Here is an 18562-nt window from a genome sequence, read left to right on the forward strand (position 1 = left end):
TCATATCCTTATAAAAGTAAGCCAAACTTAGGCATGCCTTGCCATTTCTTTAAACTTGAGATTACGAGCCACAAGCTCTTGGTACGTGCCGTAATCAATGATTTTTCCTTGCTCCATAAAATAAATCCGATCACACTGTTCTACTGTCTTTAGACGATGGGCAATCATAATGATGGTTTTTTTGCCACTAAACTCATGAATCGCATCCATGACTATTTTTTCTGTGATACCGTCGAGTGCACTGGTGGCTTCGTCAAACACCAACACTGCCGCTTCGTGATAGAGTGCCCGCGCGATACCGATACGCTGACGCTGGCCGCCTGAGAGCTTGACACCGCGCTCGCCCACTTTGGTATCGATGCCCTCTGGCAGCTGCTCGACCAACTCCATAAGATTGGCCAAAATCAGCGCCCTATAGACTTGATCTGTTCTGATATCGGATATGGGAATACCAAACGCCACGTTTTCTGCGATGCTGCCTTCACTCAAAAAGATACTTTGTGGCACAAACCCCAATAAATCCTGCCAAGCGCGCTTATTTTTATCGGTGATACGTGTACCATCTACATACAGACAGCCTTGCTGCGGCGTCAACAGACCAAGCAATATATCGATTAAGGTGGACTTTCCCGAGCCTGAAGAGCCGACCAAACCTATCACGCTATTGACCGGAATGCGCATATTGACACCATTGACTGCTGCGGTGTCTTTGCCGGGATAACTAAACCCAATCTCTGTTAAGGTGATGCTTTTTTTAAGCGATATCGGCGGCGGTACAGGACGTTGGCTGATGGTTTTTTGCTGATAAAAGGCGCGTTCCAAATCCTCTTTTACTGCCTCAAAAGCCGCGATATTGCCTTTAATTTGCGAGATGCTAGAGTAAATTTGCTGTAATGCTGGCAGTAGCTTAAAGGCGGCCAGCGCATAAATAGCCAAAATCGGCAACACTTCACCTAAGTTGCCAGCATGCAGCTTGATCAGCAGTAGCACCAACGATATCATCGCGCCAAAGGCGATAAGTTCGATAAAATAGCGTGGCACTTGGCTGATGGCGATATTGGTGCCTTGCGCATGCGCAAAAACCTTGCCACTGTCTTGAAAGCTTTTGATAAAATCATGACTACGATCAAGCAACAAGACATCCTTAATACCACCAAAACCCTCATTCATCAGCCGAAAACGCTCAGTCGAAATCCTCGATAGCCGTTGCCCATTCGCCATCAGTCTTTCGCGCACCAAGCGGTACAACAGCAAATATGCCAGCGAAAAAATGACCAGCCCAAGTACCGCGATTAGCGGGTCATAGATGACGATACTAATAGAGATAAAGACGGCCAACACAGTCTTGGCATTCATCTGCACCAGCGGCTGCATGATACCGATACTGATACGCGCCGCCTCAGTCGATACCTGCTTGGTCAACTGCGCGCTACTACTGCTAGCATGGAACTGCCAGCTTTGCTGCATATAATAGGTATAGAGCAGATCAGCGATTTCGGTACCGATTCGCGCCCCAAAGATAGACAGCTTCCATATCGTAAACATCGACACCAACGTCGAAAACGTCAACATGACCAGCACCAGCACGCCGCTATAAAACAAAAAATCCATAGGGCTATCTAGACCCGACATCTGATACAGCTCAGCAAACACCGCGTTTTTTTCTAGAATGCTTATATCACCGACCAGCGCCATGAACGGCGCTATAGAGGCAATCCCTAACAGCTCTGTAAAAGCCATTATGACCACCAGCACTTGTAAGATATAAAATTGCTTTTTCTGCTTGTCTGTCAGCAGAGAAAACAGCTGTTTAATGACGTTAAACATGATGTACTCAACTACAGGCCATTGTAAAAACGCTCTGGTAAAAAACGTTATGTTTGTAAAAATGCCAAAGTAAAAATGCTACGGTAAAAAACACTGCCAACACTGACCGAGCCTAAGACTGCCCAGTTATCAGCCAACCTCGTTTAGCAAGGCATTCTCCTCGGTGGGCATCGCTGTACCGCAGCCTTCTTGGTAACCTTCGACAAAACATCTAAACTGGGTCTTGAGCCACGCCACGTCCTGCTGGGTGGCGCGGTCTATACATTCAGACAAGATATTTTCGATATCTGCCAACGGAAAGCTATGCTCCATGGCTTGCATAATCAGAGGATGAAATGTCGGCTCGATATTATCCTCACCGATGATCAGCTCCTCATAGAGCTTCTCTCCTGGCCGCAAACCTGTAAACACAATCTCAATATCGCCCTCGGGGTTGCTGTCATCTTTGAGCTCGCAACCTGTTAGACGAATCATACGTTTGGCAAGATCAACGATTTTGACCGGTGCACCCATATCCAGCACAAACACCTCGCCTCCAAACGCCATCGCCCCCGCTTGAATGACCAAGCTGGCCGCCTCTGGAATCGTCATAAAATAGCGCGTGATGTCTGGATGGGTGATAGTGATCGGGCCACCTTGTTCGATTTGTTTGGTAAATAGCGGCACGACAGAGCCTGACGATCCCAAAACATTGCCAAAACGCACCATACTAAAGCAGGTATGGCTGCTACTTTGACTTAGCCCTTGGCAAACCAGCTCCGCTAAGCGTTTGGATGCGCCCATGATGTTGGTCGGTCGTACCGCTTTGTCGGTCGAGATCAGGACAAATGTATCGACGCCCGCTTGTATCGCAGCACGGGCACAGTGGTAGGTGCCTTTGGTGTTATTAATCATGCCTTCAAACGGGTTGGACTCCACGATAGGCACATGCTTATAAGCGGCAGCGTGATAAATGGTATTTATATGGTTATTTTTGAATATATCGGTTAATTTTTTTTCGTTACTGACGCTTCCGATCACGCTTACAATCGTAATCTGCGTCGTCTCAGCTCCTACTATCTCTAAAGCTCTAAGCTCTTGATCGATAGTATATAGCGCATATTCAGATTGCTCGTATAGCACCAAGCAGTTGGGGCTGTTTTTGATGATTTGACGGCATAACTCACTACCAATCGAACCACCCGCTCCGGTGACTAGGACGTTTTTGCCAGAGATGTTTTTTTGTAGCAGCTCTGCGACCGGCTCGACCGTTTCTCGCTCCAGCACATCCAATATATCTACAGGTCGTATATGACTGACCGTCACGACTTCATCAGCCAGCTCGCGCAGACTAGGCAAGTCTTTTATTTTGACAGAGATACCTGAGAGGCTATCCATGATTTGTTTTTTTCGTGTACGGCTCGTAGACGGCATGGCCAAAATCACCTGCGCTACCTTCAGGGTCTCAATCAGCCATGGCAGCGCATGCGCCGCATAGATTTGTTTGCCATGTAGATACGCCCCTATCAGCTGAGGATCGTCATCGATATATGCCACCACATTGTATTGATGGGAGTCTCTTAGGCTGGCTAATAGCTCGCGGCCTGCCTCTCCTGCCCCATAGATGATTACATTGTCACAACAGCCGTCTGGATGTCGGGTTTTCTTGGTACTTTGCACACGCTTTAGTAAGGTACGTATCAGCAGCCTACTATTCCATAACCAGATAAACATCAAAAATAAAAAGATGATAGGCACAGAGCGTGGTATTGCCACTGCTGGGCTGAGATAAATAATGAGCTGATAGACGATAATTAACAATAAAAACAGCTGTAATACGCGGCTCATGAGTGCATCAAAAAACCCTCTAGACGCCCCTCTATAAAAACCAATAAGATACAAACTAGCGACAGGGATAAAGGCATAAAAGAGCTGAGCGGCAATACCGATATGCAAATCTATATATCCATAACGTAACGATAATGCGAGCAGCAAGCAAACATTGGACACCGCAAAGTCGATACCAAATAAAAGACTGCATTTGGCTAGGCGCGGTAGCGACAATAAATACAGAGCCGCACGTTTTGATCGACGATCAAAACCATTAGACGCTTGATAAGCATTGTTAGACTCTGTCTTTATAAACATAAGATCCACCTACTTCCGCTGTATTATGTGTCCATGTTATGTGCCTAGCATGATGATAAAACGTCGTTATTATCATGAATGATCGTAAAGAGTACGTCAGCGATTATCCCCATAGGCATAATGGTAATGATAGCTATATTTATCCATCAAACCTTGCTGCACATCGTTTAATACAATACCGTCGACTTTCACATTGGCTTTGTTCATCTGCTTGACGGCATAGACCAATTGTCCCTCAACCGACTGGTTGAACTTTGTGACGATCAGCACCTTATCTGCCTGCTGCGCTAGCACCATAGCGTCTGAGGCGGCAAGTATCGGCGGCGAATCAATGACAATATAGTCATACCGCGTCTTTAGCGCCGCCAATAGCTGACGAAACGACTCACCTATCAGCAGTGAAGTAGGATTGGCCGATTGTCGTCCACGCGGTATAAAGTCGATCTGTGCCATACCAGTGGGATGAATGATGCTTTCAATGGTCAAAACAGACGCCGCCTTGTCTATTTGCACGCTTGTCGGCTGCTCATCATTGACAAATACGGTTTTTTTATCTTGTAATAAATAATCAGCAAGCCCATCCTCTGCACTTTTATTAAACATCTTATGTAGCTCCCCTAAGCGCATGTCGCCATCGATGATTAAGACTTTTTTGTCCAGCTGTGCAAATACTTCAGATAAGTTCGCTGTAATAAACGACTTACCAACACCTGGGCTCTCGCCTGTGATCAGTATGACCTGTGCTGGCTGTTCGGTGATGGCGCCTGTCGGCATTCCAAAGATCAAATTGGTCCTTAAGCTTTTGATTGCCTCATAGCTCAAGCTACTGTGATCGACATGGGCGAGCATACGAGCGTGCGCTTTTTTCTTTTTGCTTAATCTGGATAACAAAGGCGAGCGTGGAATGGTTGCAATGACAGGGATGCCCGTGCTGGCTTCTAGGTGCTCTGGATCTTTGACCACATTCCTCATTAGGTTTTTGAGTAGCACCATGATGACCCCAAGCATCGTGCCGACCAAGGCGGCAAGCATCATGATCTGTAGTTTGTTTGGAGCAATGGCATTAAAGGTGCTGGTCGGTGAGTCGATGATACGGGCATAGCCGATTTGACCGGCTTTGACGATTTTGAGCTGCTCATAGTTTTTGAGTAGAGTCAGATAGATTTCTCTGTTGATGGCTGTGTCTTCTGATAGCTTCAAAAACTCTCGCTGTATCTCAGGCAAGCCTGCAACGGTATTGCCTATCTCTCGCGTTCGATTGTTTAGCACCTTGAGCTGTTGATTGATTTGGACGACCAAGGGATGCTGCTCGGTATAATAAGTGGTCAGATCTGCTTTTTTGAGATTAAGCTCATTGAGCTGCTCATCGATGCGGGATTTTTCGTTTAATAACAGCTCCGCTTCTTTGCCCACATCGATAGTGCCATATTTTTTACGAAAATCATTAAATCGCGCCTCGGCAGCCTCTAGCTTTTCTTTTAGTAGCGGTATTTGCGTTTCCATAAAGGCTAAGGTTTTGGTAGTCTCTTCAGAGCCGCGAGATTGGTTTTGTGCCACATAAGATTGGACAATTTGATTGAGTATGGTGGTGACCTGCTCTTGGTTACCGCCCACCATCGACAGCTGGAGGATGCCTGTCTTTTGGCCTTTTTCTTCGACCGACAGCGCGCTATTGATGGCATCTGTTGTCGTCTTTAGCGTTTGCTTACGAATCTGAACGGGATAAGCTGTGGCAGGCAAATCTGTGACCAAAATAGCTATCAGCCCCTCTACGCCTTGGAACTGATGTGCCTGACCGATCTGACCCTGAAACTTATCCACGCCATTACTTAGCACAAACCCTGTCTCCGATCGTGTCAAGGTAAAGGCTTGGTTCAGATAGGCAGGCGCTACCTGAAACTGACTGACTTTGACGGCGCCGCTTTCGGTATTGAGCGACACCTCATCAGGAGTATTTACCTGAGTGGCGATACCATCGCTTTTTAGTTTGTCGAGATGGCCGATATTTGGGTCCGTCAGCCTTATGCGCAAATGCAAACGTTCAACCACTGGCTCCAATATCATCCGCGAGCGAATCAGCTCCGCCTCGGTTTCCGCCTTACTGACTTCCGTCCCGACAAGCTCTGAGATACTCTCGCCCAGCGCCTCGACTCCTTGGGTATTTTCTTCGATTTGTATCAGTGCATCTGATTTAAAAGTCGGATTGACATAGCGGCTATATAACAGACCAAGTAAAAGCCCAAGCACTGCCATCACCGCAATGATTCGCCAGCCGCGCAGCAATACCAAAGCCAGCGCCATTAAGTCGATGTCGTCGTTGTCTTTTTTGCCCGTAGGCATCGATAGGTCTTTTGAATCTATATTATTCATAACCATTCACTCATCGCTTAATGTTAGTTGGCTAGCGTGTTCTTATTTAAATATGATAATAAAAATAAGGACACGCCCTAATAGCACTCGCTCATCCTTAACGCTTTGATCGCTGTTACTTCCTGCATTTTTTTGTGCCACTGTTTGAGCCCATCGGCGATATCTTGCCGGCTTTTCTCAAACGCTCTATCATCCTGCTGATAAGGGTCAATGATGTCTTTATCCAGCCAATGACCGACCCGAAAGGTCTTACCGCGGCAATGCGGCCAGCGACTCTCGAGCCACTTGGTTTGGCCAGTCGACATGGTAAAAATCAAATCCGCTTGACTGACCAGCGCGGTGTTGATCTGTTTGGCAATATGAGCGCTGATGTCTATCTGGTACGTCGCCATCAATGACACCGCTTTTGGGTCTGCGCTTTGATCGACCAACGCTGATAGCCCAGCAGAGTCGACATGCTTTTTAGGGTAGTATTCTGTCAAGATGGCAGCGGCCATCGGACTACGGCAGATATTGCCCACACAAACCACCAGCAAATTGTCAAACGCTTCCATGACCGACTCCTATATCCCTGAGATGACATTGATGGCCGATGTCGATGGCAAGATGGCACTGATGACACGATTCCAGCGTGCCAGCCCCGTTGGGTCGACATATAAAATATCGTTGGCTTGCATCTCAAAACGACTTGCTAATGCAAAGCTTGTGATGCTCTGCATATCGACATAATAGATGTTGGTAAATTTACTTTGTGGATTGTCACGTACGATATAGACCTTAGCGGCATTGGCTGTGTTTGGGTTTAGGCCATTTGACTCCCCCAATACATGCGCCAAGCTCAGCCCTTGCTCTGGAATGGCGACGGGCTCGAGTTTGCCAAACTCTCCTAACACATAAACCTTGTTGCGGCTTTGGCTGTTGACATGAATCGCGTCACCATCTTTTAGATAGATCTGATTGGCAGATAGCCCCATCTGGTTTAAGGTGCGCATCCCTAGCGGATAGCTTTTGCCTTGCCGATGTAAGATGATGTGATTTGCATCGCCCGTCTCGGATACACCGCCTGCCATAGAGATGCCGCCATATAATGAGATGGGCACATCAGCAATCGCAAATTCACCAGATTGCTTGACCGCGCCATCGACAAAAAACTTACTGCCTCGGTAATTGATGATTTTGACCTGCGGATCTGAGTATTTTAGATAACGCTGTAGCTGGCGCTGTAGTGTCGCGGTAAACTGTGGCACACTCAGTCCCGCCGCTTTGATCCTTCCAATCAGTGGAAACTGGATAAACCCTTGTTGATCGACCGTAAGGCTTTCGGTAGAAGCATTAATATCTGGGTAATTGGTGAGTATGATGCTCAGGATATCGCCCTTGGCGATGCCATAGCTGGTAGCGCCAGACGTTTTTAATAAATGATACAAGTCTGCGCTGGGCGCGAGGGGCTGCTTTGTAGGTAAATTGGCCAGACTCAGTGGTTGGATGTAAAACGGTAAACCGTTTTCTGCGACAAATGCGCCAGACTCAGGCAGTTTTCCAGACTGAAGTCCTGAATTTATCGTACAACCAGCAAACGATGCCATTAGTAATAAACCAGCCATGCTGCGTGTTATCGCGCGCCTATGTACATAAGAGAAATATTTATAAACCATAACAGTTACTCATATTTATATTGGTGAATCAAACCATCGCATGCTGTCATTACTAATATATTCATAAAAAAGAATGTATTTATTGAATATACACTTAAAATATACGTAACGCAATATTTAAAAACACTCATATAAAAATATTTATCAGCCCTTGTTTCTATCATAAAACCCCTATAATTAAAGGCTTTAAGCAGTTTTTTCACTTATCGTATTCTGACTATAAGGAATTAAAAATATATTTTTCTTTATAGCACCACCATTCTTCGTTTGTTATATATACTTCTATAGACATGGCAACTTCATATTTAGTTTAATAAAACCAAATGTCTAATATGACTTTTTTAATTTTACTTATGACTAAATGTAACTATTTGTTAATTCATGATGAGCTAACTCATTGACTCGGTGTCCCTAATACCTAACGGTCATTGAGCCAACCAAGCAAACTTTTATTTATTAAACTAGGACATCTGCTCAGTTCAATCGAGAACTATCTGGACGAGCCAAAGGCCACCTGATAAAATTTTTTCCCTAGAGCATTTATGCCAGTTTGCGTGCTAAATGTTTGAAATTCGCGTAGAATAGGCACTTCATTTTTTACATTGAGAAATGTAAACCCACCGACTCAAGGACATGATTATGAAAGATGAGAAATTACAAAAAGCCCTCGCCCGTATGGGGCTGGGTTCACGCCGTCAGATGGAAGAAGTCATCAGATCAGGCCGCGTGTCTGTCAATAATGCGCCTGCGACCATTGGTGATCGCGTGCAGCAAGGCGATGAGATACGGGTAGATGGTCGTCAGATCAAATACAACGCCGAAAACGAAAAACGCCGCCGCGTCTTGGCATACTACAAGCCTGAAGGAGAAGTATGCTCGGCAAAAGACCCTGAAGGTCGCCCTACTGTGTTTGAGCGCCTACCAAAGCTGACCCACGATCGCTGGGTGATGGTTGGCCGTTTGGACATCAACTCAACCGGACTGTTATTGTTTACCAACGATGGCGAGATGGCCCATCGCTTGATGCACCCCTCAAGTGAAGTCACGCGTGAATATGCGGTACGTGTCTTGGGTGAGGTCACCCCTGATATCGCTCGCAACTTGACCGCTGGTGTCATGCTAGAGGACGGCATGGCACAGTTTGAAGACATTAAAGAAGGCGGCGGTGAAGGCGTCAACAAGTGGTATCACGTCAAACTAAAAGAAGGCCGCAACCGCGAAGTGCGCCGTTTGTTTGAGTCGCAAGGCCTCAAGGTCAGCCGCCTATTGCGCACCCGCTATGGTACGATCTCACTGCCCAAAGAGCTGCGTACAGGCCGCTTCTTGGAGCTGGACAAAAAAGAGATCAACACCCTAACCGACTTAGTCAGCTTGCGCCCGCGTTATGGTACAGGTCTGCACGGCGCGGCCAAAGAAAAGCAAGAACGTATCAAAAGCAAACCGCTCAAAGCGCGCCGTGCCGATAGTCGTAGCGATAAGTCGCACAGTAGCAAACCGAAAAGCAGCGGCAGCCCTACCAGTCGCGGCACTCGGCACACTCGTGGTCGCGGCGATAAGCGTTAGTTTTACTGAGGCTTCATACACCTAGATCATAAAAAAGCTGCCTGTGAGAGATATCACAGGCAGCTTTTTTTGCGCCATTTGCTGTCGTTTTGCCCTACCCTTTAACGATCATGGCTCTCGACATAGTTTTTCATCACGCGTAACGCTTGTAGATGCTGCGTCTGCGCTTGGTCCAATAACGCATCTAGACGCTGCTCGATATGGTCTAATACCTGTTGCAACAGCTCACTGGCCTCTACTTTTTTTTCTGTCTGTGATAGGTCGGCGCTATCGATACTGACCAGATAATCATAACTGGCTAGTGTGTCAGGCAAGCGCGTGTACAGCAGCTTTTGTAACACAAACTGCGACTCGGTCACCGTCGGCGTCTTATCATCAGCCTGTTGTGTTTTTTGATAAGACTGATAGCGACTCACCTTATCGTCGATACGCTGCAGCTGGCGCAGCTGATCGTTTGGTAAGCGCTGTAGATATTTTTTGTGTAAACGCAGATGCCGCCATGTGACCGCAGACAATGACAAAGGCGCTTGATCATCTTGATATGTAAGCACGCCTGGGGTGATGCCGACGGCCTTATGCAGGGCTTGCCAGCCTTTTTTACCCAAATAAATGGTCGTGATGGTCGTCACGATACCGACACCAATGAGCACACTCATATATCTTACTCTTTTACCGTTATTGCGCTTAGCTTTTAATCTTTACCGTTTGATATCATCAGCGCGCGCCTTTTTGGCCGCAGCGCCAGCTGGGGTTTCAAGCGTTTGAATACCTGCCTCATCATCAGCACCGTCATCGAGGTTTTGTCCTTCATGACTGACAGCAGGCGTTTTAAAACGTTTTTGTAGATAGCGACTGGTCACGAGTAGCTTTTGCCCATCTTGATGATAAGAGGCATTGAGCAAATCATCAAACTGCGCGTCAATGGTGGTGAGCACCTCAAGCAGCGCTTCTTTGCCTGTGACATTGGAGTGCTTGATTTTGGTGGTATCAGCGCGCGCACCATCGCCCACATCTAAGTCATGCAAGCGCCGATAGTCCGCCACCGCCAGCGGCACATGTCTGTCCATGAGATTTTGAATCATGATATAGGTCTCATTGACAGTGTCTTTGTCATCAATCTTACCGTCATTATTGGTATCACCATAAATGACACGCAGCTTTTCGCCTTTTTCGTTGATCTGCGCCAGCATCACCTTGATATCAGCCGGTAGGCTTTTTTCGGGGATATAACCCAGCTGCGGCATCGCCTTATACTCCAGCATTTTGGGCGCGGTCATTTTTTTGATACCACGATATCCCAAGTACAACCCAGCCGCTGGTAGCACACCATACAATACAAACATGATAAACATCGCAGTCATTTGGGTCATTGGCTGATCCTTATTTTATGGCAAGTTTTTTTGGCAGTTTTTTTGGCAAAATGGTTGGCAAGCATCGCGGTCTAAAACGGTATCAATGAGAGCAGGTTCGCAGTCATAACCACCGCCCTTAGCTTAGCTTAGCTTAGCTTTGCGTGCGGCTTTTGACATAGCGATGCGTAGAAGCAAGACGGCTCATCACGGTGTTGTGCAATTCATCGAGCAGCTCATCAAGCTCGTAGTCAATCTCTAAAAATAAATCCGTCAACATATCACCCGCGCTCATCTTGCCTTGTGCTGTATGGTTTCTGGTACGGTGCGGGCTAAATCGTTGTAGCTGCTCATAATGACGCAGCGCCTCGGGGATACTCTCAGACACCAGCTTGTCGATGACGAACTGCCGCTCGTTATGCTGTTGCTGCTGCTCATCGTTGAGCTCATGACTCCACTCACGGTAGCGCTTTAGCTTACCATTGATTCTATCGAGTATCGCCACCGCCTCGATGGGCATGGCGTTTAAGGTGGCTTCATCGACCACATCTACAAGCTCAGTCATAATCGGACAACGTCCATGTTTGAGATACCATAAGGTATCAGGGTCAAAAGGGGGTCTATTAGCTGGGCGCATTTGTGCATGATTGGCCAAATAGCGGTCGGTGAGCGGTGTGGCCGAACGCGCATCACCCACTTGTGCTAATGCCGCACAGATTCGGTCGGCACGCTCAGGGGGCGTCAGCGTAGTACGCGGGTTTTTGCTATTGTCGTCATCTGCCTGCTCACCGCCTTTATTATTTGTTTGGCCATCATAGTGGCTCGCTGTCTTTTGCGCTTGTATGGCCGCTTGCGCTGGCAGATCGTCTTGGGCTTGCCCAAATGATTGTAGCATTCTTGTCAAACTTACCACCATGACCGATCGTACCTCTCTGTTATACACGCCTCTTGTTATACCCCTATTTAACGGTAAGGGCTTTGCTTTATTGCATCGGTGCAATCAATAGCGTATCTTAACAGCTTTTTATGATGCTGCCAGTACGCAAAATGTCAACGCCGCCAGCACTATCCGCCCCGTTCCACCACCGATTAAGCACTTAATTATGTATGCTCCTGACTTCTTTTCTGGCTTCTTGCTTGGGCTATCGCTCATCATTGCGATAGGCTCGCAAAACGCCTTTGTACTCAAACAAGGCCTGAAACGCGAGCACATCTTTTTTGTCTGTTTGTTTTGTGCCCTTAGCGATGCCATCTTGATCTCAGCAGGCGTCGGCGGCTTTGGCGCCGTGACAGCACGCTATCCGCACATTATCGATATCGCAAAATTCGCCGGCGTGGTGTTTTTGCTTGGCTATGGCCTACAAAGCCTATATGCCAGTGTGCGCCTATCACATGCACTGACCGTCGAGGGTCAAGTGGTCAGCAGCCTAAAAAAAGCGCTGCTGCTGTGTTTTGGCTTTACATGGCTCAATCCGCACGTCTATTTAGATACATTGGTACTCGTCGGCATGGTTTCAACAGGCGCTAGTAGCAAAGTGGTGTTTGCCGCTGGGGCCGTCAGCGCGTCTTTCTTTTTCTTTTTTGCGCTGGGCTATGGCGCGCGCTTACTCAAGCCGCTGTTTGCCAAACCAAAAGCTTGGAATATTTTGGACGCTCTCGTCGGTATTTTGATGCTCTATCTGGCATGGCATTTGTATCAAAGCTAATCATCAAAGCTAGTCACCAAAGATGAATGGCCCATACTAAAAAAAACCAAACCCTCACTTGAAGGTTTGGTTTTTTATAATAAATACTTGTAAATAAGGACCGCTTATGAGGCTTTTTTGTGCTGGATAAATGTCAAGTTTAAAAAGTGCTCAAGCGAGTCATCTAACACATCCAGCCACGGCTCTGGCAACTCAGGCGCCAGCGTGCCCGTCAGCGTCGAGCGATAGGCCTTTTCTCTAAAGGTCATGATGTTCTCAGCCTTGTCCTTTTGCCACTGCTTTAGGATCTCGCCTTGTTTTTCTACCGCAAACTCAGGATAGTCCGTCGCATCGGTCAAGTCGCGAATATAAGCCGCTTGAAAGTCGATAGAGTCGTCGACCGTGACGCATTTGGCATAGGTGTCCAGCCATTTTTGCTCGTCGGCCTCGCGCGTCGCCAAATCCGGCAGCGCCATCTCACCCATGATGACATCACGCGCATACCACGCTTGGGCGTCAAACATATTAAAGGTAAAGTACTGATCTTGCATGCCTAAATAGATAAGCTTGGGATTGGGCTGCCAAAAGATACCTTTGTAAAGATTGGCAGGGTACAAGCAGTTATGCGTTTGCAAACGCAGCTCATCCGGCAAAAATGGGAAATGGAACAAGTAGCCGGTACACATAATGATGGCGTCGAAGCTCTGGCTGGTGCCATCAGCAAAATGTGCCACATCGCCCTCAAAATGCGTCACCAAGGGCACTTCTTTGATGCCCTCAGGCCACTCATAGCCAAGTGGCTGGCTGCGATAACTGATGGTCACTGACTTGGTGCCATACTTATAGCACTGCGTACCGATGTCTTCGGCGGAGTAACTGCTACCGACAATTAAAATGTCTTTGTTTTTAAACTCTAGGGCATCACGGAAGTCATGAGCATGTAAGATACGACCGGGGAAGGCTTCAAGACCTTCAAAGTACGGCATGTTTGGCGTCGAAAAGTGCCCTGTCGCAACCACAACATAATCAAACTCTTCGACTTCTTGCTCGTCGGTTTTATGGTTCATCACCGTGACGGTGAATTTTTGCGTGTCATCATCGAAAGCCACCCAGCGTACTGGGCATTCAAAGCGAATATATTTTTGAATGTCTTGTTTGTCGATACGGCCCATGATGTAGTCTTTTAGGACTTCACGCGGAGGGTATGAGGGGATAGGCCCACCGAAATGCTCATCAAACGAGTAGTCTGCAAACTCCAAGCATTCTTTCGGACCATTTGACCACAGATAGCGGTACATACTACCGTGGACGGGCTCACCATTTCTATCTAGACCTGTGCGCCAGCTATAGTTCCACATACCGCCAATGGCGTTTTGTTTCTCATAACAAACTATCTCAGGTAAGTCTTTTACACCTGCCAAGCGCGCTGCTTCAAAGGCACGCAACTGCGCCAAACCACTTGGACCTGCTCCTAAAATAGCAATTCTTTTCTTACTCAAGATCAACTCCTGTAAAAAAATAGTGAATCACTACTATAACATATTTTCATTAATGGCGTTTTTTGCCAGCGTCTTTGGTGATTAGTCACACAAACATACAGGCCGCCGAGCGTCAGATAAGCGGTTATACCAAGGCAGGAAACAAGGTACGCAAACCATTGACGATGATTTCGATAGACACTGCAGCCAAGAGCATGCCCATGATGCGGCTCATGATATTTAATCCAGTATCGCCCAGCAGCCGGCTAATACGGCCTGCCGCCATCAAGGCCAAGTAGCAAAACAAGCTGATAAACAATCCAGCGATAAGAATGGCCGAGACTTGCAAAATCCCAGAGACTTGCGAAGAGTAAATGATGACGGTGGAGATACCGCCAGGACCGATCATCATCGGAATAGCGAGCGGCACGACAGCAGAAGCAGTACTTGGTGCCGCGTGTTTATCATACTCGACATCGAAATTTTCTTGATCGGGTTTGACGGGGTTACCTTCCCCATTCATCATATTGAGCGCAATCAAAAACACCAAGATGCCACCCGCTAACTGAAACGAGCCGATAGAAATACCCAGCAACTTAAGCAAGGTCTCACCGACAACAGTAAAAAAGCTGATGGTAATAAAAATAGTCAAGCAAGCAACACGCGCCACTTTGCGCCGATTATTCATCGAATAACCGCGGGTCAAATCCAAAAACAACGTCAATGCGCTAAATGGATTGATCAGCACCAAAAAGGCTAAGATTATCTTGATTATTTCAGTGTTCACTGAGTCTCGCTTATCTGTTGCAGCAATGATGCTAAAGTCAGGTCATCACGGCACACAGCGACGACCTGTTAGGCGGCTAACCACCGCATAAGCGCCATTGTAGCATAGGCAGATAAGCCAATAAAATCATTAACTTTGCTTAATTTTCTGTATGATCACTGACCATAAAATCCAGACCGATATCGAGCGCGGTGGTACTGTGCGTCAGATAACCCATGGCAATGAAATCCACCCCTGTTTGGGCGACCGCTTGTACTGTCTCGGGGGTGATACCTCCTGAGGCTTCTGTCTTGGCGCGGCCTTGGCACATAACCACCGCTTGCGCCAAAATATCAGGCGTCATATTGTCCAGTAATACCAAGCTTGCACCGGCATCAAGTGCCTGCGATAACTGCGCTAATGTGTCGACCTCTACCTCAATTGGAATCAGATGGCCGGCAAAGTCTTGCGCTTGCTTGATGGCAGTTGCGATATCGCCTGCAATCGCAATATGATTGTCTTTGATCAAAATCGCATCGTCCAGTCCTAAGCGATGGTTGCGCCCGCCGCCGCAGCGTACAGCGTATTTTTGTACTGTCCGTAAGCCAGGAATAGTCTTACGCGTACAGGTGATTTGCGCAGGGTATGCAGCCACACTATCGACGATCTGCCGTGTCGCGGTCGCAATACCACTCAGATGCGTCATAAAATTAAGCGCGGTACGCTCAGCAGTGAGCAAATGACGCGCATTACCGCACACGGTCGCCAGCACTGTCCCCGCCTTAACCCTTTCACCATCAGCGACCTGAGCATCAAAACCAATCTGCGTATCGACCATATCAAAGGCCAATCGCGCCAAGTCCATACCGCAGATAACCCCAGCTTGACGCGCTTTGATCTGTAGCTGCGCTTGCATATCGGCTGGGATGGTTGCTTGTGAGGTGACATCGCCGCGCCTGCCTAGATCCTCTGTGAGAGCGGCCTCTACTAAAGGGCGTAGCAACACCTCATTTAATGCTGGTTCTTGTTTGCCTGTCATCGGTTATCCTTATCGTTGCGCATTTGCCTAATAAATACGTCATCGCCAGTGATAACACCACAAATAGCAATCATATCACTGGCATCACGGTCATTTATTAGGCTCAAAATGAGCATAAATATAACGTAAAGCACCCCGCCCTGCAATAAAATAATGTCATTTAATTATTTGCGTTTGGGCAGCTTGCTATCCATGAGCAGGCTTTGTAACTCGATATCGTGCCGAAAACGATACAGCTTGGCAGGACGGCCGCGCTGAGCGCTACTACTCTCTCCTGTTTCCATCACTAGGTTTTGTGCCTCTAGCAGACGGCGAAAGTTTTGTTTATGCAGGCGCACACCTGATAACGCCTCTACGCTCTGCTGTAACTGCGATAAAGTAAACACCTCAGGCATCAAACCAAAAATCAGCGGCCGATACTCTATTTTGGCTCGTAATCGAGAGATGGCCGTGGCAATCACGCGGCGATGATCGTAATACATCGGCTCGCCTATTAGCTGCGACCAGTTTTTGGGCAGCTCGGTGGACACATTGGCTAAGTAGCTTGGCGGATAGCTTGGCGCTTCAGGTATCAACCCTGCTTCATAAAGCATCTCATAGCGCAGCAATACATGCTCGGCGACCCATTCTCTATTTTCTGGCAGCTGCTTCCGACTGGCCGCGCTGGCAACCAAGCTTGGGGATTGTTGGCTTGTCACATGCGCTTCACCGACGCCCCAACACAGTTCAATACGCTGACGTCGCCGCTGCTGGGTGATAGCATCATCTGCCTCCTCTGCCCATGCCAATAACGCTGGCACAATAAACGAGGTAATGATAGTTGGCGCGCCATCTAAGTGGTTTTCCCACGGGAAGTAATCATACCAATCTCGCCATAGCGCTTGGCTGGGCAGCTTTGGCATCTGTGTCTCCTGCACCAGCCCCAAATAACTGACATACACTAAAGCATGACCATCGACGTTGCGTCTATTGGTATCGACAAAGGTATAAAGCTGCTCTAAATACCCAAGTGGCTGCTGCGTCTGCTCCTCCACCCATTGACGCACCCCTGCTTGCAACGAGCGATGCAGCGGCATCAGTGGCCCATTGGGCAATAGCTTGCCCTGATCGACCGTTAGGACACGGGCAGTATGCTCGGTAATTGCAACGAGTACGGCAACCACTTCAGTGGTGCCACTACCTTGCTGATGCGCATGTGAATAAGACAACGTCATAAGTGTATTTATCATCCTCGGTAGAAAATCAAACTTAGTACAAAAACACGCTGAGTACAAAGACAAACTCAGTATACAATCAAAACAGCCATGCTAAAGCAGTCGTTAGCACCGTTTATCTACATAGTATCACCCTCCTAGTATAGCTCGAATCTAAGACGATCACAGTCTGTCGCTGTAACATAAGCCAAGCCGCACGCCTTAATATAGTTAGAAAAATCATAAAAAACCCTTGTTTTTATGCTCAAAATGAGCATAATTAAAACAATTTATGATTTTGCCTCAGCAAATCACTCCAATATTACGACATATGATGTGTCACTATCGCACCAAAGGAAAGGTTGCAGCTATGAAAACTTATCCATACGACGCCCCTATCATGAGTACCGACCAGCGCATCGCCACCCAGATGACCGTCGAACACGCCAAAGCAAAAATACCTACTGAGTTATCACACTCTGAGCGGCTGGCGGTTGAAGAAAACATCAAGCACTTGCTAAAAGCACATAACGCTGTACTCGTCGCTCATTACTATGTCGACCCTTTTATTCAGGATTTGGCATTGGCGACTGGCGGCTGTGTCGGTGACTCGCTTGAGATGGCGCGCTTTGGGCAAGCCCATGAGGCTCAGACATTGGTGGTGGCTGGCGTGCGCTTTATGGGCGAGTCAGCAAAAATCCTAAGTATGGAAAAGACCGTCCTGATGCCTGATTTAGAAGCGGAATGCTCGCTTGACTTGGGCTGTCCTGCAGATGAGTTTGCCGCATTTTGCGACGCCCATCCTGAGCGTACCGTGGTGGTTTATGCCAATACCAGTGCCGCGGTCAAAGCGCGCGCCGACTGGGTGGTAACCTCCTCTGTCGGCATCGATATCGTCCGTCATCTACATGCTCAGGGTGAGCCTATCATTTGGGGGCCTGACCGTCATTTGGGCAAATATATCGCTCGTGAGACTGGCGCAGACATGCTGCTCTGGCAAGGCTCTTGCTTGGTGCACAATGAGTTTAAGGCGACCGAGCTGCTGCAATTAAAAGAAGAGCACCCTGACGCCAAAGTGCTGGTACATCCGGAGTCGCCTGATAGCGTGGTTGCGCTCGCTGATGTCGTCGGCTCGACCAGTAAGCTGCTCAGCTCAACCTATGAGATGGATGCCGAGACCTTTATCGTAGCGACCGATTTGGGCATCTTGCACGAGATGCAAAAACGCTCGCCAAACAAGCGCTTTTTGGCCGCACCGACCGCTGGTGAAAGCGCCAGCTGTAAGAGCTGCGCGTTTTGCCCGTGGATGGCGATGAATGGCCTAAAAGGTATCGAGCAGTGTCTGACACAGCGAAGCGGTGAAGTCACATTGACGCCTGAGCTGGCAGTGGCTGCCAAAAAACCTTTACAACGCATGCTGGATTTTGCCGAAGCGCAAAAGCGGCGCGTCACTACAAGCGGTGACATTGTCAAAGACCGCGCACTCTTTGCCAATGTGGGAGCCGCCTAA

At 47.8% G+C, this 18562-nt stretch carries 15 protein-coding genes; 3 read left to right on the forward strand and 12 right to left on the reverse strand.

The annotated features are described in order from the left end of the window. Positions 1-27 precede the first annotated feature (27 nt). The 5 genes from R0I52_RS00635 to R0I52_RS00655 form a co-directional block, all read right to left on the reverse strand. Positions 28-1827, reverse strand: coding sequence for an ABC transporter ATP-binding protein (locus tag R0I52_RS00635; RefSeq protein ID WP_317052718.1), 1800 nt, complete (start codon positions 1825-1827; stop codon positions 28-30). Positions 1828-1956: 129 nt separating this feature from the next. Beyond that, positions 1957-3954 carry a nucleoside-diphosphate sugar epimerase/dehydratase gene (locus R0I52_RS00640; protein ID WP_317052719.1) on the reverse strand — a complete coding sequence of 666 codons (1998 nt, stop codon included), beginning with the start codon at positions 3952-3954 and terminating at the stop codon, positions 1957-1959. Positions 3955-4050: 96 nt separating this feature from the next. Next, the gene (locus R0I52_RS00645; RefSeq protein WP_317052720.1) at positions 4051-6324 is read right to left on the reverse strand and encodes a polysaccharide biosynthesis tyrosine autokinase; all 2274 of its coding nucleotides are present in this window, start codon (positions 6322-6324) and stop codon (positions 4051-4053) included. Between the two features lie 77 nt (positions 6325-6401). Continuing rightward, positions 6402-6878 carry a low molecular weight protein-tyrosine-phosphatase gene (locus R0I52_RS00650; protein ID WP_317052721.1) on the reverse strand — a complete coding sequence of 159 codons (477 nt, stop codon included), beginning with the start codon at positions 6876-6878 and terminating at the stop codon, positions 6402-6404. A gap of 9 nt (positions 6879-6887) precedes the next feature. Continuing rightward, positions 6888-7928 (reverse strand): polysaccharide biosynthesis/export family protein, encoded by a 1041-nt coding sequence (locus tag R0I52_RS00655; RefSeq protein WP_075101487.1) that lies wholly within the window; start codon positions 7926-7928, stop codon positions 6888-6890. Between the two features lie 690 nt (positions 7929-8618). Here R0I52_RS00655 and rluB point away from each other — a divergent pair. Further along, the gene (gene rluB / locus R0I52_RS00660) at positions 8619-9542 is read left to right on the forward strand and encodes a 23S rRNA pseudouridine(2605) synthase RluB (protein ID WP_317052722.1); all 924 of its coding nucleotides are present in this window, start codon (positions 8619-8621) and stop codon (positions 9540-9542) included. A 101-nt stretch (positions 9543-9643) separates the two neighbouring features. On the opposite strand, the gene R0I52_RS00665 is transcribed toward rluB, so the two are convergent. The 3 genes from R0I52_RS00665 to R0I52_RS00675 all read right to left on the reverse strand — a co-directional run bounded on the left by R0I52_RS00665 (position 9644) and on the right by R0I52_RS00675 (position 11786). Then, positions 9644-10198 carry a hypothetical protein gene (locus R0I52_RS00665; protein WP_317052723.1) on the reverse strand — a complete coding sequence of 185 codons (555 nt, stop codon included), beginning with the start codon at positions 10196-10198 and terminating at the stop codon, positions 9644-9646. 42 nt (positions 10199-10240) lie between these two features. Then, the gene (locus tag R0I52_RS00670) at positions 10241-10912 is read right to left on the reverse strand and encodes a hypothetical protein (protein WP_317052724.1); all 672 of its coding nucleotides are present in this window, start codon (positions 10910-10912) and stop codon (positions 10241-10243) included. A gap of 133 nt (positions 10913-11045) precedes the next feature. Then, the gene (locus tag R0I52_RS00675; protein ID WP_317052725.1) at positions 11046-11786 is read right to left on the reverse strand and encodes a hypothetical protein; all 741 of its coding nucleotides are present in this window, start codon (positions 11784-11786) and stop codon (positions 11046-11048) included. Between the two features lie 208 nt (positions 11787-11994). Here R0I52_RS00675 and R0I52_RS00680 point away from each other — a divergent pair, with 208 nt between their 5' ends. Beyond that, positions 11995-12597 carry a LysE/ArgO family amino acid transporter gene (locus R0I52_RS00680; RefSeq protein WP_317052726.1) on the forward strand — a complete coding sequence of 201 codons (603 nt, stop codon included), beginning with the start codon at positions 11995-11997 and terminating at the stop codon, positions 12595-12597. 104 nt (positions 12598-12701) lie between these two features. On the opposite strand, the gene R0I52_RS00685 is transcribed toward R0I52_RS00680, so the two are convergent. The 4 genes from R0I52_RS00685 to R0I52_RS00700 all read right to left on the reverse strand — a co-directional run bounded on the left by R0I52_RS00685 (position 12702) and on the right by R0I52_RS00700 (position 17073). Beyond that, positions 12702-14075 (reverse strand): NAD(P)/FAD-dependent oxidoreductase, encoded by a 1374-nt coding sequence (locus tag R0I52_RS00685; protein WP_317052727.1) that lies wholly within the window; start codon positions 14073-14075, stop codon positions 12702-12704. 124 nt (positions 14076-14199) lie between these two features. Beyond that, positions 14200-14841 carry a MarC family protein gene (locus R0I52_RS00690; RefSeq protein ID WP_317052728.1) on the reverse strand — a complete coding sequence of 214 codons (642 nt, stop codon included), beginning with the start codon at positions 14839-14841 and terminating at the stop codon, positions 14200-14202. A gap of 139 nt (positions 14842-14980) precedes the next feature. Then, on the reverse strand, positions 14981-15859 hold the full coding sequence (nadC, locus tag R0I52_RS00695; RefSeq protein ID WP_317052729.1) for a carboxylating nicotinate-nucleotide diphosphorylase: 879 nt from the start codon (positions 15857-15859) through the stop codon (positions 14981-14983). Positions 15860-16023: 164 nt separating this feature from the next. After that, entirely contained in the window at positions 16024-17073 is a 1050-nt protein-coding gene (locus tag R0I52_RS00700) for an NrtR DNA-binding winged helix domain-containing protein (RefSeq protein ID WP_317052730.1), read from the reverse strand. Positions 17074-17422: 349 nt separating this feature from the next. Between R0I52_RS00700 and nadA the strand changes: the two genes are divergently transcribed. Next, positions 17423-18562: a quinolinate synthase NadA gene (gene nadA / locus R0I52_RS00705; RefSeq protein ID WP_317052731.1), complete on the forward strand. Its 1140-nt coding sequence runs from the start codon at positions 17423-17425 to the stop codon at positions 18560-18562.

The organism is Psychrobacter sp. CAM01 (assembly GCF_032842965.1).
GTDB classification, from domain to species: Bacteria; Pseudomonadota; Gammaproteobacteria; order Pseudomonadales; family Moraxellaceae; genus Psychrobacter; species Psychrobacter celer.